The following is a 21,315-nucleotide window of genomic DNA, read 5'->3' on the forward strand; positions in this document are numbered from 1 at the left end:
TGGCTCCTCCCGTCAGACGAAACTGACGTCGGTTTCTTTACGTTTTTTGTAGTGGGTGACGGCAATCGCCACCATAATCGTGCCGCCGACCACAATGTTCATGAAGTAGTTGGAGACGCCGATCAGATTGAGGCCGTTTTTCAGGATGGCGATCAGGAATACGCCCATCAGCGTGCCGCTGACCGTGCCTTTGCCGCCCATCAGGCTGGCACCGCCCAGCACCGTCGCAGCCAGCACATCCAGCTCACCGCCGACCAGCGCGTTCGGCACTACTTCACCCATGCGGTACACCTGCACCAGCCCGCCAATCGCCGCCATCGCCCCGAGCCAGCCGTAGGCAAACACGTGAATCAATCCCACGCGGATGCCAATGCGCCGCGCCGATTCCGCATCGCCGCCCACCGCATACAGCTGACGGCCCAGATTGGTTTTGTTGAGCAGCAGCGCGGTGAGGGCGGCAATCACCAGCATGATCGCCAGCGGTAAGCCAATCTGAAAACTGTTGCCCTGTACGCTAAACGGCAGCACGCTGCGCAGGGTGATCCACCAGTCCGGCAGTGAGTAGAGGCTTTTGCCGCCGGTAACCCACATCAGCAGACCAAACAGCAGCGACTGCATACTGATGGTGATGATGATCGACACCACACGCAGCGAGGTGATCAGCAGGGCGTTGATCACGCCAAACAGCGTGCCGCAGACGATAGCCAGCAGAATGCTGAGCAGCGCGTTATCAAACTGGAACTGCACAAACAGCGAGGCGATCAGGTATTGCACCACCGACGCCACGGCGGCGAAGGAGATATCGATACCGCCGGTCACCAGCACCACAAACAGGCCGAGGGCGAAAATGCCGGTAACGGCGTAGCTTTCCGCCAGATCCAGCAGGTTCTGCACCGTCAGGAACTGATCGCTGGCCAGCGAGAAGAACACCATGAAAGCCAGCAGCACCCAGGCGAGCCAGCCCTGGCTGGAGTGCGGACGTAAACGAGAGAAATCAGGCATTAATCACCTCCGCCAGCTGTTCCTGCGCCACGGTATCGGGTTGGTATTCGGCATGGATGGTGCCGTCGCGGAAGTGCAGGATGCGGTCGCAGTTGTACCAGACCTCCGGCACTTCGTCGGAAATCAGGATGATCGACAGTCCCTCTTTCGCCAGCTCGTGGATCAGCTGATAGATGCTGGCCTTGGCGCCGACATCCACGCCGACGGTCGGCGAGTCGAGGATCAGAATGCGCGGCTGGGTCAGCACCCATTTCGCCAGCACGATTTTTTGCTGGTTGCCGCCGGACAGGGTGGAGATCGCCAGGTTAGGATCGGCCACGCGCACGCCGAGCTGCTGAATCCACTGCAGGATCAGCTTGTTCTTGCGGTATTCATCGATCAGGTGGAAACGGTTTTGCAGCTTATCGAGGATCGGCAGCACCATGTTGTCGGCCACCGACTGCTGCTGCACCAGGCCGAGCGTCAGGCGATCTTCCGAAACGTAGCCGATACCGGCTTTGATGGCGTCTTCATGCCCGCGAAAACGCACCGGCTTGCTGTCGAGCCAGATTTTGCCGCTGTCCGGTTTGGTCATGCCAAACAGCGACAGCGCCAGTTCGGTGCGGCCGGATCCGAGCAGGCCGCACAGGCCCAGCACTTCACCGGCGTAGAGTTTGAAATTGACGTCATGATACTGACCGGCGCGCGTCAGCTTCTCTACTTCGAGAATCGCCCGATCGGCGTTGCGCGTTGGCGCTTTTAACTGGTAGTCGAGCTTCAGGCCGGTCATCAGTTCGGTCAGGTGATGCGGCGTCATCTCTCTGGCTGGCCAGCAGCCCATCTTGCGGCCGTCGCGGATCACCGTCACGCGATCCGAAATCTCCAGCACTTCATCCAGCCGGTGACTGACAAACACCACACAGATGTTTTTGTCTTTCAGATAGCGCACGGTGCGCAGCAGCTGATTGACCTCGGTACGCGTCAGCGACGCGGTGGGTTCGTCCATGATCACCAGTCGTGCATCGGCCACCAGCGCGCGGCAAATCGCCACCTGCTGGCGCTGGGCAATCGACAGCGCAGCGACTTTCTCATTCAGATCGAGATCGAATTTCAGCTCATCAATAATGCCGCGCGCGGTGTCGCGCAGCCGGGCCTGACGGTGCCAGCCGAGCAACCCGTTGAGGTTATGCTCAAAGGCGATGTTCTCCGCCACGCTCAAATTGGGGAACAGCGACAGATCCTGGTAAATCACCTGGATACCGAAGTCGCGCGCCTGACGGGTGGTCAGACGCGGGAAACTCTGGCCGTCGCCGAGGGTAATGCGGCTGCCACTGTCCGGGGCATGCACCCCGGAAATGACTTTAATTAAGGTGCTCTTGCCACAGCCGTTGGTGCCAGCGAGACAGTGCACTTCGCCGGCCAGCAGGGTCAGCGAGATATCGCTCAGTGCGCGGTTGCCACCAAATGTTTTCGACAGGTTGTCGAGCGCAATCAGCGTCTGTGGAGTGACCTCTTGCATGTTACAGCCCCATTTTCACCAGTTTTGGCAGGTTCTCTTTATCGAGACTTTCGGTGTTGTTACCGAGAATGGTGTGCGTCGCCTCATCCACCTTCACTTTGCCCAGCCCTTCAATGGTCATGCCGTCGGTGATTGGCTCTTTCTTCTCCATCATGTCGGCGATACGCACAAATACTTCACCGGCGGTCTGCGGATTCCAGATATAGCCGCCCTTGATAGCACCGCGCTGTACCAGCGACGCGCCCTGGCCCGGGCTGAAGGCACCGATGACGCACACCTGATCGATCTTGTTGCGGTTCATGACCGCGCGGCCGGCGCCAATCGGTCCCTGAGAACCAAAGGCCATAATGCCTTTCAGATCCGGGTATTTAGACATCAGCTCGTTGGTGGTGCGGATGGAGTCATCCAGCGATTCGCCGACGCCGAACTTGTCGGTCACCAGCTGCATCTTCGGATAGTGCTGTTTCTGGTAGTTGAGCGCGGCGTCGGTCCACTCCTGATGCAGTGGCACCGTCAGGCTGCCGACATACATGGCGTATTTGCCTTCTTCATGCATGCATTTCGCCAGTGCTTTCATATGGTTGATGCCGTGGGTCGGTGCATCGACCAGCTCGAAATCCCAGTTAGCGTCTTTCTGGCCGGGCGATTCGTGGGTAATCACCATGATCCCGGCTTCACGCGCGCGCTTCAGTACCGGCTCAAGCACTTTCGGGTCGTTTGGCACCACGCCGATGATATCGACCTTCTGCGCAATCAAATCTTCAATCGCGCGCACCTGCAGCGCCGGGTCAGCGGCGGTTGGCCCGACCATCCACGCGTCGATGCCGCGTTTTGCCGCTTCACTTTTGATGCCCGCTTCCATGGCGTTGAACCACGGAATACCGCCAATTTTTACCACGATGCCCATGCGGATTTTGTCAGCGGCCTGCGCGCCAGCGGCGGCAAACAGGGCAAGCAGAGAACAGGCGATAAGATGTTTTTTCATAAAGACTCCGGATTAATTTTTTATTAGCTGCATCGAATGGCTGCGTTGCGAGCAATCAATAATATTGACGCCGTTCCACGCCAGTTCTTGTTCCAGCTCTTTGTCTTTTAATTGGTCAGTGATGAGAAAATCCACATCGCGGTAATGACAAATACGCGCGAATGAGGGGCGCAGAAATTTACTGCCGTCCAGCAGCAGATGTTTTCTTTCTGCCGCTAACAACATTTGCTGTTTTAAATGTGCGTTGTTTTCGTTACCTTCGCGTAAATAACCGTCATTGCCCAAACTGCTGCAGGAAAAAAAGATCTTATTGATCTGAAATTCCCGTAGCGGCTGCTCTGCGACGACGCCGTGGAAATCTTCATAACGGTCAGAATATTCTCCACCCAGGCAGATGGTGCGGATACTGCCGCGCGCTGCAAGGGTCTGGACGATTCTGATAGAATTGGTTAACACCGTTAATTCAATATCCGGTAGCTGTCGTGCCAGATACCAGCAGGTGGTACTACTGTCGAGTAATAAACAATCACCGGGGCTGATAAAATCGAGTGCTCGTTTGGCTATCGCCATCTTGGCCTCGACGTTTTCATTCATGCGCTGGCGAAAAGATAATTCATACTCGTTAATACCGCGTGTATTTCCCTGAATGTTGGCGGCCTGTCGTTTGGCTGGTACTGCACCACCGTGACTGCGCTGTAATACGCCACGTTTCTCCAGCTGCGTTAAATCACGGCGAATGGTTTCCTGCGAAACCTGACACAGCGTGACTAATTCAGCGACAATGACCCGACCATTTAAATTAAGCTCGTCAATAATTCGCTGCTGTCTTTCAATCGGCAACATGACTTCCCTCCGATGGCTATAAATTACTGGATGCCGGAATGTGAAAATGTGGGCTGGGCACGAGTCCGCAGCGACCAACTGGCCCGGCGACATTAAGGTGATTTTCACTGGATTTTTTATGTAAATGAGATCTATTTATTTCAAATTTGAGTGATCGCATTCACATAAATGCGCGTTATTACGCGAGGGAATGAGAGAGTCCGTGCACAACGTTGACGCTCTGCCAGCACCATAGCATGACCGCTTATGACCGTTTATGTGTATTTGACCGTTTTGTGAAGGGGGTAAAAATTGTCCGACGAATCCGATTGAGCAGAAATCAGCCGCACCGGATGATGGAGCTGTTGCGCTATTCCACACAGATCGCCCATAAGGCGACGGCTTTTTCAGCAGTTAACTTCGCTTTTCAGGCCACTTCACAGTTTCGGCCTGATGACCGCGCATGCATTGCGCTATCATTTTCTTTCCAGGAATCGGGGATCGTTTTTTTTCATGTCGTATTGGATGAAGTCGCTGCTTTTATTGCCCTTTCTGCTGATCGCCAGCGTACAGGCCGAGCCGCTGCAAAAGTCGTTTTCCGACTGGCAGATCACCTGCAACAACGCGGCGTTCTGCGTGGCACGCAGTTTTCCTGGCGATAATGGCCTGGTGATGACGATTTCGCGTCACGCCGGGGTCAACGATCGGCCGCTGCTGCGCATTGATTACGGCAGCGCCTATAGCGGTGCATTGCCGGGCGCGGCGCTTAAAGACAACCTGCTGCTTGATCAGCGTCGCCTCAATCCGGACCTCAAACACTGGACGGTGGAGCCGCATCATCTGGCCACCAGCAACGCCATCGCCATCGACGAATTTCTCGCCCAGACGCTGGATGCCAGCAATTTACAGCTCACCTATAAAGCCAGCGCCAGTATTCCGCTGCGCGGTATGAAAGCGGCGCTGCTGCTGATGGATGACGTACAGGGGCGGGTTAACGGGGCCAGCGCCTGGGTAAAGCGCGGTGATCGCGTGCAGTGGGATGTGCCACCGCCGCCCTCAATTCCGCAGCTGCCGGCAGCGCTGCCCGCACCCGCGCCGCTGACGCAGCAGGAAACCACCGGCCTGATCGATTACGGAACCTGGCGTGTCAATACCGATAACTGCTCGCTCGATCCGCTGCGGCGGGAAGTCAGCGTTGCGCCACTCACCGACAGCAAAGCGCTGCTGCTGATAAGCTGCGAAACCGGGGCCTACAACGTGATCGATCTGGCGTTTGAAGTCACGCGCAGCCAGCCGTATGTGTCGCGCGGCATCACGCTCAACCTGCCGTTTACCCCGCCGTCGCGCACTGATAATCAGCTGGAGCTGGTGAACGCCGAGTTCGATGCCAGTAACGGCCAGCTGTATACCTTCAGTAAAGGGCGCGGTTTAGGCGACTGCGGTGTGGCCACACGCTGGCAGTTTAATGGTAATGCTTTCGTGCTGGCGGAGTATGCGGAAGAAAAGACCTGTGACGCCTGGCATAGTAGTGATGACTGGCCCACCCTCTGGGTCACTCAGTAATCCCCGTCATCCTTCGCACTGCAGGGGCGTTGGCCGCCTTCTTTCACCCCGGTCACTTACCTGAGTAAGCTCCCGGGGATGCCCATCCTTGCCGCCTTCCTGCAGCACGAATGATTTAGGGGAGGGTTCGCAGCAAGAAATCACTAGCTGTTGGTCAAAGGCTTAGCGGATATTGCCGATCATCATCGGTGAGCCCGTCTGGTTGCCCACCAGCTCAGCCAGCATGTTGTTGACGCCATCGCTCATCGGGGTGAAGCGGGTCAGCGGCGAGCGCGTCACCACGACAAATACGCCGACGTTGTGCTGTGGCACCATCGCCATGTAGGTGATGAAGCCGCCGCCGCCGCCGGTTTTCTGAATGATGCCCGGATGGCCCGCCTTCGGTGCCATGTAAACCCAGCCCATGCCCAGCGCGTCGGCGCGTCCTGGCACGTCCATGCCTTCCACTTTGGTCAGCTGGTCGCGGCGATAAATCAGCGTTTGCAGCCGATCGATCTGCGGCGTGCGGTGATTCACCGCCGAGTTGAGAAACTGCTGCATCCAGCGTCCCATATCGTCCGGCGTGGAATACACGCCGCCGCTGCCGATGGCTGCCAGCGTGTTATTGCACGGGCTGGCCCCTTTTTCGGCAATCATCAGGCGCTGACACTGATCCGGTGATGGCGTGAAGGTGGTGTCCTTCATGCCGAGCGGACGCGTTACCAGCTGCTGCAGTAGGGCCGGATAAGGCATACCGGCGGCTTTAGCCAGCGCGTCGCCCAGCAGATCGAAGGCGAGGTTGGAGTAAGCCGCCTGCGTGCCCGGCGCGGCTTTTAGCTGCGCGCCACGCAGCCACTGCCAGCGATCCGCTTTGGTTGGCCAGACAAACACCGGACGATGCGGTTTGCCGCCCGGCTGCTCGCGCGGCAGGCTGCTGGTGTGGGTGGCGAGATTGATCAGCCGAATCGGCTGGCCGTTGTAAGTCGGTACGCGGGCACCTGGCGGCGCGTATTTGCTCAGCGGATCGTCAAGGCGAATCTGGCCGCGCTCGGCCATCTTCACCATCACTTCGCTGGTCATCAGTTTGCTCAGCGAGGCGATACGGATCAGTGAGTCCTGCTGTGGGCGCACATTATTGCCGGGACGGGTTTCGCCAAAGCTGGCGAACACGCGCTGATTACCGTCAATTGCCACCAGCGCCATACCGGTCGCACCGCTGCCATAAAAGATATGTTCGGCATAGCGATCAACAATCTGCGAGGCCAGCAGCGGATCGGTCGATACCTGCGCCGCGCTGGTAAAGGGCAGCACGGCAACCATTAAGGCCAGTAAAAAAGGAGTACGTTTTTTCAACGGGAAAGCGTCCGCTATAGGAATCGGAGGAAAACCTATAGTAATCAGTTTGCGCAAAGCGGGAAGGGGGCGGGGCGGATTTTTTTCTGTATCAGGCTGTGAAATAAAACGGCCCTCTCCCGGTAGCGGGAAAGGGCCAGACACTCAGGCAGGCTTAAGCAGCGATTCGGCGTGGCTCACCACGTTCTCGACGGTAAAGCCAAAGGCCGGGAACAGTTTGCCGGCTGGCGCCGATTCGCCGAAGGTGGTCATGCCGACAATTTTGCCGTCGATGCCGACGTATTTGTACCAGTAGTCGGCGATACCGGCTTCAACCGCCACGCGCGCGCGCACGGTGGAAGGCAGCACCGATTCACGATAGGCCACGTCCTGTTTATCGAACACGTCGGTGCTCGGCAGCGACACCACGCGCACCTTGTGGCCGTCGGCGCTGAGTTTCGCTTCGGCGCCCAGCGTGATCTCCACTTCGGAACCGGTGGCAATCAGGATGACGTCCGGCGTGCCGTCACAATCCTTGAGGATGTAACCACCGCGCGCGATGTTCTCTACCTGTTGCGCGCTGCGCTCCGGCTGCAGCAGGTTCTGACGCGACAGAATCAACGCGGTCGGACCGTGATGGCGCTCAATCGCCGCTTTCCACGCCACGGCGGTCTCGACCTGATCGCACGGTCGCCAGGTGCTGAAGTTTGGCGTCACGCGCAGACTGGCCAGCTGTTCAACCGGCTGGTGCGTCGGGCCATCTTCGCCCAGACCAATTGAGTCGTGGGTGTAGACCATAATCTGGCGCGCTTTCATCAGGGCGGCCATGCGCGCTGCGTTACGCGCGTATTCGACGAACATCAGGAAGGTGGCGGTATAAGGCACAAAGCCACCGTGATGCGCGATACCGTTGGCAATGGCCGTCATGCCAAATTCGCGTACGCCGTAATGAATGTAGTTACCGGCGTGATCCTCTTTGATCGGCTTCGAACCGGACCAGATGGTGAGGTTGCTGGGCGCGAGGTCGGCGGAACCGCCGAGGAACTCCGGCAGCAGTTTACCGAAGGCTTCCAGCGTGTTCTGTGAGGCTTTGCGGCTGGCGATTTTCTGCGGGTTAGCCTGCAGATCGCGAATGAACTGGCTGGTTTTGTTTTCCCAGTCAGCCGGCATTTCGCCCTTCAGGCGGCGGCTGAATTCGTCCGCCAGCTGCGGATGCGCCTGCTGATAAGCCGTGAACTTATCTTCCCAGGATTTCTCCTGCGCGGCCCCGGCTTCTCTGGCATCCCACTGCTGATAAATATCCTGCGGGATTTCGAACGGACCGTAGTTCCAGCCGAGCTGTTTACGCGTCAGCGCCACTTCTTCTTCGCCGAGCGCGGCCCCGTGCGACTCCTCTTTGCCGGCTTTGTTTGGCGAGCCAAAGCCGATCACCGTGCGGCAGATAATCAGCGAAGGCTTGTCGGTGACGCTTTGCGCTTCTTTGATGGCCGCCGCGATGGCGTCCGGATCGTGGCCGTCGATGCCTTCGGCGCTGCCCACCACGTGCCAGTTATAAGCTTCAAAACGCTTGTGGGTGTCGTCGGTAAACCAGCCTTCGGTTTCGCCGTCGATGGAGATACCGTTGTGATCGTAGAAGCCAATCAGTTTGCCGAGGCCCAGCGTGCCGGCCAGCGAACAGACTTCATGTGAGATGCCTTCCATCAGACAGCCGTCGCCCATAAACACATAGGTAAAGTGATCGACGATATCGTGGTCAGGCTGGTTAAACTGGGCCGCCAGCGTGCGCTCGGCAATCGCCAGACCGACAGCGTTGGCCAGCCCCTGGCCGAGCGGGCCGGTGGTGGTTTCAACGCCCGGCGTGTAGCCAATTTCCGGGTGGCCCGGCGTTTTTGAGTGTAGCTGGCGGAAGTTTTTCAGCTCTTCCAGCGGCAGATCATAGCCGGTGAGATGCAGCAGGCTATACAGCAGCATCGAGCCGTGCCCGTTAGACAGAATGAAGCGATCGCGATCCGCCCAGGCCGGGTTGGTCGGGTTGTGCTTCAGGAAGTCGCGCCACAGCACTTCGGCGATATCAGCCATGCCCATCGGCATACCTGGGTGGCCGGAATTTGCTTTTTGTACCGCATCCATGCTCAGGGCGCGGATCGCGTTAGCCAACTCTCTGCGTGAAGACATAGGGTTCTCCCTTGTAATTGGGCAAAAGCGGACGGGCCGCAACCCGTCCGGCAGAAGGTGAGTTCAGGATTACAGGCGGGCGGCCAGCACGTCTTCCAGCTTCTGCTGGTCAACGGCAAACTGGCGGATACCGTCGGACAGTTTCTCCACCGCCATCGCATCCTGATTATGCTCCCAGCGGAACTCCGCTTCGGAGAGCGGTGCCGGCTGGTGGAAGCCCTCGGTTGATGGCTCCAGTTTGCGCTCCACCGGCGCTTCGCTGTTGGCCAGCTCTTCCAACAGGTTCGGGGAAATAGTCAGGCGATCGCAGCCAGCAAGCGCCACAATCTGCTCCACTTTACGGAAGCTGGCACCCATGATGACGGTGTTGTAACGGTGCTTTTTGTAGTAGTCGTAAATACGACGCACCGATTTAACGCCCGGATCTTCGTCGACCACATACGGATCGAGCGGTTTGCGCGTGTTGTACCAGTCGTAGATTCGGCCGACAAATGGCGAAATCAGGAACACGCCGGCTTCGGCACAGGCGCGCGCCTGGGCGAAGGAGAACAGCAGCGTCAGGTTACAGTTGATGCCGTTCTTCTCCAGCTCTTCCGCCGCTTTGATGCCTTCCCAGGTGGACGCCAGTTTGATCAGAATACGTGAGCGGTCGATGCCGTTCTCTTCATACAGGCGGACCAGTTTCTCCGCTTTGGTCACACACATGCCACGATCGAAAGAGAGGCGCGCATCCACTTCGGTCGAAACACGGCCCGGTACGCTTTTCAGGATTTCCATACCGAGGTTGATCGCCACTTTATCGCTGGCGTTGATGATTTGCGTCTCTTTGCTGCCGCCCTGTTTTTTCGCGTACTCAATGGCGTCATCAATAAGGTGTTTGTAAGCGTCGAGGCCGGCAGCTTTGAGGATCAGGGATGGGTTAGTGGTGGCATCTTCCGGATGGTAATGGCGAATGGATTCGATATCGCCGCTGTCCGCCACCACGGTGGTGAACTGTTTTAATGCATCTAGCTGGTTCATCGCTTAACTCCTTCATTAGCAATAATGTGGGCAAAACAGGCACCCGGGCAGTCATCGTCTTAGGTGCGCCCTTATCGGGGAAGGGAGGTTCCACACAGTGCAACAGACGCCGGATGAAGAAAATGCGTTTTCTCTGATTGTGACGTCGGGGCGCGTTTCTGATAGTCAGGCCTGCCTGATCGGTTCAGCTCAGCGTTTTGCCACCCTTAAGCATAGCAGGCTGTCCCAAAGCCGCAGGCGAAGCCGTGGCAATCCGTGCCCTGGCGACTGTGCGTTCTTTGAGCGCCTTCACCCTCTTTTGCGCCGCGCGTTCTTATACTGAGGGCTTTTCAGCCGTGCAAAAGGATGTCTGATGGACGATCAACTCAAGCAAAGCGCGCTCGATTTTCACCAATATCCCACCCCCGGAAAAATTCAGGTGTCACCCACTAAGCCGCTGGCGACGCAGCGCGATCTGGCACTGGCCTATTCGCCCGGTGTGGCGGCACCCTGTCTGGAAATTGCCGCCGATCCGCTGGCCGCGCACAAATACACCGCGCGCGGCAATCTGGTGGCGGTGATCTCCAACGGCACGGCGGTGCTGGGGCTCGGTAATATTGGCGCGCTGGCCGGCAAGCCAGTGATGGAAGGCAAGGGCGTGCTGTTCAAAAAGTTTGCTGGCATTGATGTGTTCGACATCGAAATCGACGAGCACGACCCGGACAAGCTGATTGAGGTGATTGCCGCGCTGGAGCCGACGTTCGGCGGCATCAACCTTGAGGACATCAAAGCGCCGGAGTGTTTTTACATTGAGCAGCAACTGCGGCAGCGCATGCAGATTCCGGTGTTTCATGACGATCAGCACGGCACCGCCATCATCTGTACCGCGGCAGTGCTTAACGGCCTGACCATCGTGAATAAGGCGATTGCCGACGTGCGGCTGGTGGTGTCGGGCGCTGGCGCGTCGGCCATTGCCTGCCTCAATCTGCTGGTGGCGCTTGGCATGCAGCAGAAAAATATCGTGGTGTGTGATTCAAAAGGGGTGATTTACCGCGATCGCGAAGCGGACATGACGCCGACCAAAGCCGCCTATGCCGTGGAAGATAGCGGGGCGCGCACGCTGGATGAGGTGATTGGCGGCGCGGATATTTTCCTTGGCTGCTCCGGTCCGAAAGCCCTGACGCCAGCGATGGTGCAGAAGATGGCGCCGAATCCGCTGATTCTGGCGCTGGCCAATCCGGAGCCGGAGATCATGCCGCCGCTGGCGAAGCAGGTGCGGCCGGATGCGATTATCTGTACCGGGCGCTCGGATTTCCCTAATCAGGTGAATAACGTGCTGTGCTTCCCGTTCATCTTCCGCGGCGCGCTGGACGTCGGTGCCACCGCCATCAACGAAGAGATGAAGCTGGCGGCGGTGCATGCGATTGCCGCCCTGGCGCAGGCGGAACAGAGCGACGTGGTAGCGTCCGCTTACGACGATCAGGATCTGAGCTTTGGCCCGGAATACCTTATTCCCAAACCGTTCGATCCGCGTTTGATTGTGCAGATAGCCCCGGCCGTCGCCAGAGCAGCGATGGATTCCGGCGTGGCGACGCGACCGATTGCTGACTTTGACGCCTACCGCGAGCAGCTCACCGAGTTCGTGTATAAAACCAATCTGTTCATGAAGCCGATCTTCTCGCAGGCGCGCAAAGCGCCGCAGCGCGTGGTGCTGGCGGAAGGTGAAGAGGTGCGGGTGCTGCACGCTACCCAGGAGCTGGTGTCGCTCGGGCTGGCGAAGCCGATCCTGATTGGCCGTCCCAACGTGATTGCCATGCGTTTACAGAAGCAGGGGCTGAAAATCGAGGCCGGGCGTGATTTTGAGATCGTGAACAACGAGTCCGATCCGCGCTTTAAGGAGTACTGGAATGAATATTATCAGCTGATGAAGCGGCGCGGCGTTACGCCGGAAACCGCCCAGCGCGCGGTGATTGGCAATCCCACGCTGATCGGCGCCATCATGGTGCATCGCGGCGAAGCGGACGCGATGATTTGCGGCACCATCGGCGACTACCGCGAACATTACGACGTGGTGGAGAAGGTGTTTGGCTTCCGCGATGACGTCAAGGTCGCCGGGGCGATGAACGCGCTGCTGCTGCCGAGCGGCAACACGTTTATTGCCGATACTTATGTGAATGAGGATCCCAGCGCTGAGCAGCTGGCGGATATCACGCTGCTGGCGGCAGAAACCGTGCGGCGTTTCGGCATCGAACCGCGCGTGGCGCTGCTGTCGCACTCCAGTTTTGGCACTTCGAATGCCCCCGGCGCGCGGAAGATGCGCGAGGCGCTGGCGCTGATTCAGCAGCGAGCGCCGGAACTGGAGATTGACGGCGAGATGCACGGCGATGCAGCGCTGGTGGAGAGTATTCGTCGCGAGCTGATGCCGGACAGCCCGCTGAAAGGTACCGCCAATCTGCTGATCATGCCGAACGTTGAGGCCGCACGCATCAGCTACAACCTGCTGCGCGTGTCCTGCTCGGAAGGGGTGACGGTGGGGCCGGTGCTGATGGGCATCCGCAAGCCGGTGCATGTGCTGACGCGCATCGCCTCGGTGCGGCGCATTGTTAACATGGTGGCGCTGGCGGTGGTGGAGGCGCAGACCGAGCCGTTGTGACCGGCAGGGCAACCCCACGGGGGCGCGTTTTATCGGGTTATTCCGCAGGGTGCGCATGAATGCGCACCTGGCTTATTTTTCCAGCCCCAGCCAGTCCTGCACCGGCAGGAAATCGCGAGTCAGCGCGGCTTCCGGGGAGTCGTCGGCGGGTTGATAATCATATTCCCAGCGCACCAGCGGCGGCATCGACATCAGAATCGATTCGGTGCGACCGCCGGTCTGCAAACCGAATAGCGTGCCGCGATCCCACACCAGATTAAACTCAACGTAGCGGCCCCGGCGATAAAGCTGGAACTGACGCTCGCGTTCGCCCCAAGCCAGTTCTTTGCGCTTCGCTACAATCGGCTGATAGGCCTGCATGAAACCGTTGCCGACCGCCTGCATGAAATCAAAGCAGTGGTCAAAATCCGGCGTATTCAAATCATCAAAAAACAGTCCGCCAATGCCGCGCTGCTCGTTGCGGTGTTTCAGGTAGAAGTAGTCATCACACCACTTTTTGTAGCGCGCATAGACGTCGTCGCCAAACGGCTGGCACAGATCGAACGCGGTCTGATGCCAGTGCCGGGCATCCTCTGTGAAACCGTAGTAAGGGGTGAGATCGAAACCGCCACCAAACCACCAGACCGGATCGGCGCCCGGCTTTTCGGCAATAAAAAAGCGCACGTTGGCGTGGCTGGTTGGCACATACGGATTTTCCGGGTGTACCACCAGCGACACGCCCATCGCTTCGAAGCTGCGGCCTGCCAGCTCCGGGCGGTGCGCGGTGGCTGACGCGGGCATCTGCTCGCCATAAACATGGGAGAAATTAACCCCAGCCTGCTCGAACACCTTGCCATTACGCAGCACGCGGCTGCGTCCACCGCCGCCGCCGGGGCGTTGCCAGGTGTCTTCGGCAAAGCTGGCGCTGCCGTCTTCCGCCGCCAGACCGGCGCAAATGTCATCCTGCAGCGCCAGCAGATAGGCTTTGACGCGCGAAATATCGGGATTGCTCATGGCTCACTCATTGCAAAAATTTGCCGCGATTCTAGCACAAAACGCTATCAGGCCTGGCGACGATCGTACTCATCAAAGTAATTGACGATACCGTCAGCAATCGCCCGGGCAATTTTCTGGCGGAACGCCGTGGTGCCCAACAGCTGTTCTTCACGCGGGTTGGTGATAAACGAGGTTTCCACCAGCACCGACGGGATCGACGGGGATTTTAGCACCGCGAACGCCGCCTGCTCGGTGTGCTGGCTGTGCAGATGATGCACCGGGCGAATCTGGTCCAGCACGTGTTTACCCAGCGTCAGGCTGTTGCGGATGGTATCGGTCTGCACCAGGTCGAACAGGATCTGGTTAAGGTAATTATCTTTTTCCTGCACCGCCGCGCCGCCCACTTTATCGGCGTCGTTTTCGCGCTGCGACATATAGCGCGCCATGGCGCTGCTGGCACCGCGATTGGAGAGGGCGAACACCGATGCACCGTTGGCTTCCGGGCTGGTGTAGCCGTCGGCGTGAATCGACATAAACAGGTTGGCGCCGTGCTGATGCGCAATCTCCACGCGCTGGTAGAGCGGAATGAAGTGGTCGCTGTCGCGCGTCAGCCGCACTTCCACCTTCGGGTGGTTCTGCAGCAGCGTACGCACGGTGTTGGCGATCTCCAGTACGATGTGCTTCTCTTCTGAGCCTTCCTGACCCACCGCGCCAGAATCAATGCCGCCGTGACCGGGATCGATCATCACAATGCGCTTGCCGCTGGTGGCCGGTTTCGGCGGTGTATGGCGTGCGCTGACGGGCACTGCCGCGCGCGTTTCCTGCGCCTGGACCGCGCGCGGCGACAGCACCGCCAGCGCCAGGCCGGAGAGGATCAGCTGGCGGCGATTGGTCAGGCGCCGCAACAGTGAAATCTTGTTCATTAACATGTCCCTGAGAGTAAACCTGCCCCGTGTTATAGCTTAAGCGCCGTCCGGCGGCGACTGCCGAACCATTTCAGGACATTACTTTGTATTTCAGGCCGCGAATCGCTATTTAGCCGTTTTTTTCAGCCGTTGCGCCCTGCGAGGGTTGCGCCTGGCAAAGAATGCGTGATAATCAGCGAATTGTGCCTCATTGCAGGGTAACGCCGATGGAAATTCGCTCCTTCCGCCAGGAAGATTTTGAAGAAGTCATTACGCTCTGGGAGCGTTGCGATCTGTTACGGCCGTGGAACGATCCGGAACTCGACATCGAACGCAAAATGAACCATGACCCGGAGCTGTTTCTGGTGGCTGAGGTAGGCGGCGAGGTCGTGGGCACGCTGATGGGCGGCTACGATGGCCATCGCGGCTCCGCCTACTATCTGGCGGTGCACCCTGATTATCAGGGCCGGGGATTTGCCAATGCGCTGATGAACCGGCTGGAGAAAAAGCTGATTGCGCGCGGCTGCCCGAAAATCCATCTGATGGTGCGCGAAGAGAACGATCAGGTGGTGGCTTTCTACGAGAAGCTGGATTACGAGCCGGTCGACTCACTGCTGCTGGGCAAACGCCTGATTGAAGACCGTGAATACTGATTCCACTCGTCGCGCGGCCGGGTTTCTGCCCGCCATGCAGCAACAGCGAATAAACTTTTTGCCGGTTTGCGACTCCAACAGGCACGCCAGTCGGCACAAAAGAAAGGAGTTTGCATGAAAGTTGTTCGTCCCGCCCTGCTGGTCAGCGCCCTGGTGCTGGCCGGTTGCGCCAGTTCCGGTTCCTCTTCCCCTGCCAGCACCAGCGAAAGTCACTGGTACAATCCGCTCAGCTATCACTGGTCGGCGCTCAATCCGTTTAGCTGGTTTGGCAGTTCGCTCACCGTCACCGAGCAGGGCGTCGCCGGGCTGAACAGCAACACGGCAATGTCGGAGTCCGCCATTAGCGCCGCGCTGAACAATGATTATCAGCTGCGTCAGGGCATGCGCACGCAGAACGGGCAGGTAGTGGATTTCTGGCAGGCGCTGGATGACGGTAAGGTTAAGCTGGTGATTAATGGCCAGCGTAGCGTCGAGCGCATTGAAGTGCTCGATAGCGATGCGCGCAGCGCCGACGGCAGTAAAATCGGTGATGCGTTCAGCGATAAATTCAGCAAAGCGTTTGATAATTGCAAAATGGTTGCCGGGCTGGATGTGCGCGATGTTGAGTGCCGCGCGCCGGGTAGTCAGCATATCGCCTATATCTACAGCGGCGAGTGGCACGGTCCGACCGGGCTGATGCCGTCAGATGATACGTTAAAAAGCTGGAAAATCAGTAAGATCGTCTGGCAGCGTTAACTGGCGAAAAAATTGCGTTAACGCATCTTCTGCGCAGGGCTTTCCGGTATGATACCGGCGAAAAACGCCGTTAACTTTTATGCCGGAGAGCATTGTCATGTCTCAGTTTCAGAACGGGATCCTGCTGGAGCACCGCCGTTTTGCCATTTGGCTGGAAGCCCGCGCCACCGGCGACCTCGCTGCGCTGCGTCAGGGTTGCCACGCCTTTCTGCAACAGCTGGCTGCGCTACAGCAGCAATTCCCGGACGCCGGCCTTGGTGCGGTCATCGCCTTTGGTGATGCGCTGTGGCGCGATCTGCAGGGCACCGACTCAGCTCCCGAACTCAAAGCTTTCACGCCGCTCGGCAAAGGTGCGGCACCGGCGACCCAGCGCGATCTGTTGATCCATATTCAGTCGCTGCGTCACGACGTGAACTTTTCGCTGGCGCAGGCGGCGCTGACGGCGTTTGCCAGCGCGGTCGCCATTGAAGAAGAGACGCACGGTTTCCGCTGGGTCGAAGATCGCGATCTTTCCGGTTTTGTTGATGGCACCGAAAACCCGCAGGGCGAGGCGCGCCAGCAGGTGGCGATCATTGCTGACGGCCCGGATGCCGGCGGCAGCTATGTGTTTACCCAGCGCTGGGAGCACAACCTGCCGCAGTTCAACCGGCTGGCGATTGATAAGCAGGAAGCGATTATTGGCCGCACCAAACAGGACAATGAAGAGCTGCCGGGCGATCAGCGGCCGGCGACGTCGCACCTGAGTCGCGTGGATTTGAAAGAAGCGGGCAAAGGCCTGAAGATTCTGCGCCAGAGCCTGCCGTACGGCACCGCCAGCGGTCGCCACGGTCTCTATTTTATTTCGTACTGTCATCGTCTGTATAACATTGAGCAGCAGCTGCTGAGCATGTTTGGCGAGCGCGACGGCAAGATGGATGCCATGTTACGGTTCACCAAACCGGTGAGCGGCAGCTACTTCTTTGCCCCTTCGCTGACGGCGCTGCAGGCGCTGTCACGTTAATCCATCGCGTTTTACCGGTGCGCCGCCGTGCGCACCACATCCCCGCTTGACGCGGCTCAGTTAATCCCGCCCTGCGCATAAACTCTGCCGCTGGCTTATGCCTTTTTAGACTTTGAAATCCCTAAACGATATATAAAACCGTTACAGCTTTCGCCAGAGTTATAAATACACTGACAGCATCTAATGGCATAGGCTCGAACTCCATTTCTCAGGGTGCAGCATGACACGTTCGGTTTCGAAAAAATGGCTTGGCGGTATAGCGCTGTCGCTGAGTTTAGCGGGCGCGGCACAGGCAACAGAGCTGCTCAATAGCTCTTACGATGTGTCACGTGAACTGTTTGTTGCCCTGAATGCGCCGTTTGAACAGCAGTGGAACGCGGCGCACCCTGACGACAAGCTGACCATTAAACAGTCACATGCGGGCTCCTCAAAACAGGCGCTGGCCATTCTGCAGGGGTTGCGTGCCGATGTCGTGACCTATAATCAGGTGACCGATGTGCAGGTGCTGCACGACAAAGGTAACCTGATCCCGGCCGACTGGCAGAGTCGTCTGCCCAACAGCAGCTCACCGTTTTATTCCACCATGGCCTTCCTGGTGCGCAAGGGGAATCCCAAGCAGATTCATGACTGGGCCGATCTGGCGCGCGATAACGTGAAGCTGATTTTCCCGAATCCGAAAACCTCCGGTAACGGCCGTTACACTTATCTGGCTGCGTGGGGCGCTGCCGACCAGGCGGACGGCAAAGATCAGGCCAAAACCGAAGCGTTTATGACGAAGTTCCTGAAGAACGTCGAAGTGTTTGATACCGGCGGCCGTGGTGCCACCACCACTTTTGCCGAGCGCGGGCTGGGTGATGTGCTGATCAGCTTTGAATCGGAAGTGAACAATATCCGTAACCAGTACGGTAAAGACCAATACGAAGTGATTGTGCCGAAAACCAACATCCTTGCTGAATTCCCGGTCGCGTGGGTCGATAAGAACGTCGAACACAACGGGACGGCGGAAGCGGCGAAAGCCTATCTTAACTACCTCTACACGCCGCAGGCGCAGAAAATCATCACCGGCTTTTACTATCGCGTGAACAACCCGCAGCTGATGGCGGAGCAGAAAGATCGCTTCCCGCAGACTGCGCTGTTCAATGTTAATGACGCGTTTGGCGGCTGGCCGCAGGTGATGAAAACCCACTTCGCCAGCGGCGGTGAGCTGGATAAATTACTGGCAGCGGGGCGCGGCTGATGTTGGCTTCTGCACAGAAACGCGTTCTGCCCGGCTTTGGCCTCAGCCTCGGCACCAGCCTGCTGTTTACCTGCCTGATTCTGCTGCTGCCGATCAGCGCGCTAATCATGCAGCTGTCGCAGATGACGCTGGCGCAGTACTGGCAGGTGATCAGCAATCCGCAACTGGTGGCGGCGTATAAAGTCACGCTGCTGTCAGCGGGCGTGGCCTCGCTGTTTAACGCGGTGTTTGGCATGCTGATGGCGTGGATCCTGACCCGCTATCGTTTTCCCGGCCGTACGCTGCTGGATGGCCTGATGGACCTGCCGTTTGCGCTGCCGACGGCGGTGGCCGGCCTGACGCTGGCCGGGCTGTTTTCGGTTAACGGCTGGTACGGTCAGTGGCTGGCGCATTTTGATATCAAAGTGTCTTACACCTGGCTCGGTATCGCAGTAGCGATGGCTTTCACCAGCATTCCGTTTGTGGTGCGTACCGTGCAGCCGGTGCTGGAAGAGTTAGGCCCGGAGTATGAGGAAGCGGCGGAAACCCTTGGTGCCACACCGTGGCAGAGTTTCCGGCGCGTGGTGCTGCCGGAAGTCGCGCCGGCGCTGCTGGCCGGGACCGCGCTGTCGTTTACCCGCAGCCTCGGTGAATTTGGCGCGGTGATCTTTATCGCCGGTAACATCGCCTGGAAAACTGAAGTGACCTCGCTGATGATTTTTGTTCGCCTGCAGGAGTTTGATTATCCGGCCGCCAGCGCCATCGCTTCGGTGATCCTCGCGGCGTCGTTGCTGCTGCTGTTTGCGATTAACACCCTGCAGAGCCGCTTTGGCCGCCGTCTGGGAGGTCACTGATGGCTGAGATTTCACAGATCAATCATGCCGAGCGTCAGCCGGTGAACTGGGGCAAATGGCTGCTGATCGGCATTGGCGTGCTGGTATCGATTGGCCTGCTGGTGGTGCCGATGGTCTCCATCTTCTGGGAGGCGCTGGGGCAGGGCATCGGCAAGGCTTTTAGCAACCTGCAGGATGGTGACATGCTGCATGCCATCTGGCTGACGGTGCTGGTGGCGCTGATTACCGTGCCGGTTAACCTGGTGTTCGGCACGCTGCTGGCCTGGCTGGTGACGCGCTTTACTTTCCCCGGTCGCCAGCTGCTGCTGACGCTGTTCGATATTCCGTTTGCCGTGTCGCCGGTGGTGGCCGGTCTGATGTATCTGCTGTTCTGGGGTGTGAACGGCCCGGCTGGCGGCTGGCTTGATGCGCACAACATCCAGGTGATGTTTGCCTGGCCAGGTATGGTGCTGGCGACGATTTTCGTTACCTGTCCGTTTGTGGTGCGCGAGCTGGTGCCGGTGATGCTGAGCCAGGGCAGCCACGAAGATGAAGCCGCCGTGCTGCTGGGCGCGTCTGGCTGGCAGATGTTCCGCCGCGTGACGCTGCCAAATATCCGCTGGGCGCTGCTATACGGCGTGGTACTGACCAACGCGCGTGCCATCGGCGAATTTGGTGCGGTATCGGTAGTGTCCGGCTCCATTCGCGGCGAAACCTATACCTTACCTTTACAGGTTGAATTACTGCATCAGGATTACAACACCGTGGGCGCTTTTACCGCCGCCGCGCTGCTGACCCTGATGGCAATTGTGACGCTGTTTCTGAAAAGCGTGGTGCAGTGGCGATTAGAGCATCAGCAGAAGCGCCAACAGGAGGAAAATCATGAGCATTGAGATTAAACACATTAATAAAGCATTTGGCCGCACGCCGGTGCTGAACGATATCTCTCTGGATATTCCTTCCGGCAAGATGGTGGCGCTGCTCGGACCGTCCGGTTCAGGTAAAACCACGCTGCTGCGCATTATCGCCGGGCTGGAGCACCAGAACAGCGGGCAGATCCATTTTCATGGCAAAGACGTCAGCCGCACGCACGCCCGCGATCGTCAGGTCGGCTTTGTGTTTCAGCACTATGCGCTGTTCCGCCATATGACGGTGTTCGACAACATTGCCTTTGGCCTGACGGTGCTGCCGCGCCGCGAGCGTCCGAACAGCGCCGAAATTAACCAGCGCGTTACCCGTCTGCTGGAGATGGTGCAGCTGGCACATCTGGCCAACCGCTACCCGGCACAGCTCTCCGGTGGGCAGAAACAGCGCGTGGCGCTGGCGCGTGCGCTGGCGGTTGAGCCGCAGATTCTGCTGCTGGACGAACCCTTTGGCGCGCTGGATGCCCAGGTGCGTAAAGAGCTGCGCCGCTGGCTGCGTCAGCTGCATGAAGAGCTTAAATTTACCAGCGTGTTTGTGACCCACGACCAGGAAGAAGCGATGGAAGTAGCGGATAGCGTGGTGGTAATGAGTCAGGGCAATATTGAGCAGGTGGGCGCACCGGATGACGTGTGGCGCGAGCCCGCGACCCGCTTCGTGCTGGAGTTCCTTGGCGAAGTGAACCGCTTTGACGGCGAAGTGCACGGCTCGCAGTTCCATGTTGGCGCACATCGCTGGCCGCTGGGCTATACGCCAGCGCATCAGGGCGATGTGGAGCTGTTCCTGCGTCCGTGGGAAGTGGACGTGTCACGCCAGAGTAGCCTGGAGACGCCGTTACCGGTGCAGGTGCTGGAGATCAGTCCGCGTGGCCACTTCTGGCAGCTGGTGGTTCAGCCCGTCGGCTGGCAGAGCGAGCCAATCTCGGTGGTATTCGCCGGTGAACAGACGGCGCCAATCCGCGGCGAACGGCTGTTTGTTGGTCTGCAACAGGCACGTATCTATCAGGGCACCACGCCGCTGCGCCCGGTTGCCTTTGCCGAAAGCGCCTGATATTTTTGTCACTCCTTCG

19 protein-coding genes are annotated in these 21,315 nt (G+C 58.5%); 10 read left to right on the forward strand and 9 right to left on the reverse strand.

Annotation, left to right across the window (positions count from 1 at the left end; genetic code table 11):
- Nucleotides 1-12 precede the first annotated feature (12 nt).
- From AC6I8F_RS05765 to AC6I8F_RS05780, 4 genes are read right to left on the reverse strand one after another with little or no spacing between them, the layout of a single operon-like run.
- Nucleotides 13-1,002, reverse strand: coding sequence for an ABC transporter permease (locus AC6I8F_RS05765; protein WP_021508060.1), 990 nt, complete (start codon nt 1,000-1,002; stop codon nt 13-15).
- A complete protein-coding gene (locus tag AC6I8F_RS05770) occupies nt 995-2,500 on the reverse strand; it encodes a sugar ABC transporter ATP-binding protein (RefSeq protein ID WP_021508061.1) in 1,506 nt (501 codons plus the stop codon). The genes AC6I8F_RS05765 and AC6I8F_RS05770 overlap by 8 nt, the downstream gene beginning before the upstream one ends.
- A 1-nt stretch (nt 2,501) precedes the next feature.
- Nucleotides 2,502-3,485, reverse strand: coding sequence for a substrate-binding domain-containing protein (locus AC6I8F_RS05775; RefSeq protein WP_058758342.1), 984 nt, complete (start codon nt 3,483-3,485; stop codon nt 2,502-2,504).
- A gap of 12 nt (nt 3,486-3,497) precedes the next feature.
- The gene (locus AC6I8F_RS05780) at nt 3,498-4,328 is read right to left on the reverse strand and encodes a DeoR/GlpR family DNA-binding transcription regulator (protein ID WP_021508063.1); all 831 of its coding nucleotides are present in this window, start codon (nt 4,326-4,328) and stop codon (nt 3,498-3,500) included.
- 236 nt (nt 4,329-4,564) lie between these two features.
- Between AC6I8F_RS05780 and AC6I8F_RS05785 the strand changes: the two genes are divergently transcribed.
- Nucleotides 4,565-4,969 (forward strand): hypothetical protein, encoded by a 405-nt coding sequence (locus tag AC6I8F_RS05785; RefSeq protein WP_223815650.1) that lies wholly within the window; start codon nt 4,565-4,567, stop codon nt 4,967-4,969.
- Nucleotides 4,944-5,870, forward strand: a complete 927-nt coding sequence (locus AC6I8F_RS05790; protein WP_498028613.1) for a DUF1176 domain-containing protein — start codon at nt 4,944-4,946, stop codon at nt 5,868-5,870. Before AC6I8F_RS05785 ends, AC6I8F_RS05790 begins: the two co-directional genes overlap by 26 nt.
- 162 nt (nt 5,871-6,032) lie before the next feature.
- On the opposite strand, the gene ampH is transcribed toward AC6I8F_RS05790, so the two are convergent.
- The 3 genes from ampH to tal form a co-directional block, all read right to left on the reverse strand.
- Nucleotides 6,033-7,202 (reverse strand): D-alanyl-D-alanine-carboxypeptidase/endopeptidase AmpH, encoded by a 1,170-nt coding sequence (gene ampH / locus AC6I8F_RS05795; protein ID WP_166711959.1) that lies wholly within the window; start codon nt 7,200-7,202, stop codon nt 6,033-6,035.
- Between the two features lie 144 nt (nt 7,203-7,346).
- Nucleotides 7,347-9,356: a transketolase gene (gene tkt, locus AC6I8F_RS05800; protein WP_498028614.1), complete on the reverse strand. Its 2,010-nt coding sequence runs from the start codon at nt 9,354-9,356 to the stop codon at nt 7,347-7,349.
- A gap of 69 nt (nt 9,357-9,425) precedes the next feature.
- Complete coding sequence (tal, locus tag AC6I8F_RS05805; protein ID WP_021508067.1) at nt 9,426-10,376, reverse strand: transaldolase; 951 nt, start codon at nt 10,374-10,376, stop codon at nt 9,426-9,428.
- Nucleotides 10,377-10,728: 352 nt separating this feature from the next.
- On the opposite strand from tal, the gene maeB reads away from it, so the two are divergent.
- Complete coding sequence (gene maeB / locus AC6I8F_RS05810; protein WP_058781769.1) at nt 10,729-13,008, forward strand: NADP-dependent oxaloacetate-decarboxylating malate dehydrogenase; 2,280 nt, start codon at nt 10,729-10,731, stop codon at nt 13,006-13,008.
- Nucleotides 13,009-13,080: 72 nt separating this feature from the next.
- On the opposite strand, the gene hemF is transcribed toward maeB, so the two are convergent.
- A complete protein-coding gene (gene hemF, locus AC6I8F_RS05815; RefSeq protein WP_021508069.1) occupies nt 13,081-14,001 on the reverse strand; it encodes an oxygen-dependent coproporphyrinogen oxidase in 921 nt (306 codons plus the stop codon).
- Between the two features lie 47 nt (nt 14,002-14,048).
- On the reverse strand, nt 14,049-14,906 hold the full coding sequence (amiA, locus tag AC6I8F_RS05820; protein ID WP_021508070.1) for an N-acetylmuramoyl-L-alanine amidase AmiA: 858 nt from the start codon (nt 14,904-14,906) through the stop codon (nt 14,049-14,051).
- A 209-nt stretch (nt 14,907-15,115) separates the two neighbouring features.
- On the opposite strand from amiA, the gene AC6I8F_RS05825 reads away from it, so the two are divergent.
- The 7 genes from AC6I8F_RS05825 to cysA all read left to right on the forward strand — a co-directional run bounded on the left by AC6I8F_RS05825 (nt 15,116) and on the right by cysA (nt 21,296).
- Nucleotides 15,116-15,541 carry a GNAT family acetyltransferase gene (locus AC6I8F_RS05825; protein ID WP_021508071.1) on the forward strand — a complete coding sequence of 142 codons (426 nt, stop codon included), beginning with the start codon at nt 15,116-15,118 and terminating at the stop codon, nt 15,539-15,541.
- 114 nt (nt 15,542-15,655) lie between these two features.
- Entirely contained in the window at nt 15,656-16,276 is a 621-nt protein-coding gene (locus AC6I8F_RS05830; RefSeq protein ID WP_058758347.1) for an RpoE-regulated lipoprotein, read from the forward strand.
- 97 nt (nt 16,277-16,373) lie between these two features.
- Nucleotides 16,374-17,276: a Dyp-type peroxidase gene (locus AC6I8F_RS05835; protein WP_498028615.1), complete on the forward strand. Its 903-nt coding sequence runs from the start codon at nt 16,374-16,376 to the stop codon at nt 17,274-17,276.
- A gap of 220 nt (nt 17,277-17,496) precedes the next feature.
- The gene (locus tag AC6I8F_RS05840; RefSeq protein WP_132464837.1) at nt 17,497-18,513 is read left to right on the forward strand and encodes a sulfate ABC transporter substrate-binding protein; all 1,017 of its coding nucleotides are present in this window, start codon (nt 17,497-17,499) and stop codon (nt 18,511-18,513) included.
- On the forward strand, nt 18,513-19,346 hold the full coding sequence (gene cysT / locus AC6I8F_RS05845; protein WP_021508075.1) for a sulfate/thiosulfate ABC transporter permease CysT: 834 nt from the start codon (nt 18,513-18,515) through the stop codon (nt 19,344-19,346). The genes AC6I8F_RS05840 and cysT overlap by 1 nt, the downstream gene beginning before the upstream one ends.
- Entirely contained in the window at nt 19,346-20,218 is an 873-nt protein-coding gene (gene cysW, locus AC6I8F_RS05850) for a sulfate/thiosulfate ABC transporter permease CysW (protein ID WP_021508076.1), read from the forward strand. The genes cysT and cysW overlap by 1 nt, the downstream gene beginning before the upstream one ends.
- Nucleotides 20,208-21,296, forward strand: coding sequence for a sulfate/thiosulfate ABC transporter ATP-binding protein CysA (gene cysA, locus AC6I8F_RS05855; protein ID WP_282996160.1), 1,089 nt, complete (start codon nt 20,208-20,210; stop codon nt 21,294-21,296). The genes cysW and cysA overlap by 11 nt, the downstream gene beginning before the upstream one ends.
- Nucleotides 21,297-21,315 lie beyond the last annotated feature (19 nt).

The organism is gamma proteobacterium symbiont of Axiagastus rosmarus, assembly GCF_059730925.1.

Excerpts from the sequence above, each read along its gene's own strand:
- AC6I8F_RS05765 (WP_021508060.1), bottom strand. The coding sequence starts at position 1,002 with ATGCCTGATTTCTCTCGTTTACGTCCGCACTCCAGCCAGGGCTGGCTC.
- AC6I8F_RS05770 (WP_021508061.1), bottom strand. The coding sequence starts at position 2,500 with ATGCAAGAGGTCACTCCACAGACGCTGATTGCGCTCGACAACCTGTCG.
- AC6I8F_RS05775 (WP_058758342.1), bottom strand. The coding sequence starts at position 3,485 with ATGAAAAAACATCTTATCGCCTGTTCTCTGCTTGCCCTGTTTGCCGCC.
- AC6I8F_RS05780 (WP_021508063.1), bottom strand. The coding sequence starts at position 4,328 with ATGTTGCCGATTGAAAGACAGCAGCGAATTATTGACGAGCTTAATTTA.
- AC6I8F_RS05785 (WP_223815650.1), top strand. The coding sequence starts at position 4,565 with ATGACCGCTTATGACCGTTTATGTGTATTTGACCGTTTTGTGAAGGGG.
- tkt (WP_498028614.1), bottom strand. The coding sequence starts at position 9,356 with ATGTCTTCACGCAGAGAGTTGGCTAACGCGATCCGCGCCCTGAGCATG.
- tal (WP_021508067.1), bottom strand. The coding sequence starts at position 10,376 with ATGAACCAGCTAGATGCATTAAAACAGTTCACCACCGTGGTGGCGGAC.
- maeB (WP_058781769.1), top strand. The coding sequence starts at position 10,729 with ATGGACGATCAACTCAAGCAAAGCGCGCTCGATTTTCACCAATATCCC.
- hemF (WP_021508069.1), bottom strand. The coding sequence starts at position 14,001 with ATGAGCAATCCCGATATTTCGCGCGTCAAAGCCTATCTGCTGGCGCTG.
- amiA (WP_021508070.1), bottom strand. The coding sequence starts at position 14,906 with ATGAACAAGATTTCACTGTTGCGGCGCCTGACCAATCGCCGCCAGCTG.
- AC6I8F_RS05825 (WP_021508071.1), top strand. The coding sequence starts at position 15,116 with ATGGAAATTCGCTCCTTCCGCCAGGAAGATTTTGAAGAAGTCATTACG.
- AC6I8F_RS05830 (WP_058758347.1), top strand. The coding sequence starts at position 15,656 with ATGAAAGTTGTTCGTCCCGCCCTGCTGGTCAGCGCCCTGGTGCTGGCC.
- AC6I8F_RS05835 (WP_498028615.1), top strand. The coding sequence starts at position 16,374 with ATGTCTCAGTTTCAGAACGGGATCCTGCTGGAGCACCGCCGTTTTGCC.
- AC6I8F_RS05840 (WP_132464837.1), top strand. The coding sequence starts at position 17,497 with ATGACACGTTCGGTTTCGAAAAAATGGCTTGGCGGTATAGCGCTGTCG.
- cysT (WP_021508075.1), top strand. The coding sequence starts at position 18,513 with ATGTTGGCTTCTGCACAGAAACGCGTTCTGCCCGGCTTTGGCCTCAGC.
- cysW (WP_021508076.1), top strand. The coding sequence starts at position 19,346 with ATGGCTGAGATTTCACAGATCAATCATGCCGAGCGTCAGCCGGTGAAC.
- cysA (WP_282996160.1), top strand. The coding sequence starts at position 20,208 with ATGAGCATTGAGATTAAACACATTAATAAAGCATTTGGCCGCACGCCG.